Raw genomic sequence first — 606 nt, 5'->3', positions numbered from 1 at the left:
CTAAAGATCATGAAAGAATTGAGTTGTTGCGTAAAAAGCAATATTTGTTTATTAAGAATTTTACAGATGAAGAAGTTTTAGCAAAAGATTTTCCACAAAAAGTAGCAAAATCAATTCAAGTTCTTCAACCATTTTTAGATTATATGACCGAGGTTTTAACAACCGATGAAAATGGTCAACCATTATATTAAAAAAATAATCACAAAAAATACAATATTATGGCTAAAGTACACGCTTACTTAAATTTTAACGGAGATTGCGAAAAGGCATTTCAGTTTTATGAAACTGTTTTTGAAACGCAAAATATTGGGATGTATAAAATGGGTGATATGCCGCCAAGTCCAGAATTTCAGATTCCAGATAGTGCAAAGGATAAAGTTTCGCATGTGGCATTGTTTATTAATGAAACAACAATGTTAATGGGTTCTGATATTATTGAAGAATTTGGACATCAATACAAAGCTGGAAATAACAATTACATTATGCTTGATGTCGATAATCCTGCAGAAGCGCATCAATTATATGATCGTCTTTCGGTAAATGCAAAATCATTAGAAATGCCTTTGGCAGAACAGTTTTTTGCTGAGCTTTATGCGTCTTTTATTG

Annotated in this window: 2 protein-coding genes; both read left to right on the top strand. The window is 31.2% G+C overall.

The window, feature by feature from the left end; translation table 11 throughout:
• Window positions 1-191, top strand: a 191-nt coding sequence (locus QWI17_RS19595; protein WP_302724217.1) for a DUF2461 family protein, incomplete at its 5' end; no start/stop codon positions are given.
• 27 nt (window positions 192-218) lie between these two features.
• Window positions 219-606 (top strand): VOC family protein (locus QWI17_RS19590; protein WP_302724216.1); only part of this gene is annotated, 388 nt, incomplete at its 3' end.

The organism is Gilvimarinus gilvus, from assembly GCF_030518155.1.
GTDB lineage: Bacteria > Pseudomonadota > Gammaproteobacteria > Pseudomonadales > Cellvibrionaceae > Gilvimarinus > Gilvimarinus gilvus.
The sequence above is the reverse complement of the archived record's forward strand: the minus strand, read 5'-3'. Positions and strand labels throughout refer to the sequence as shown.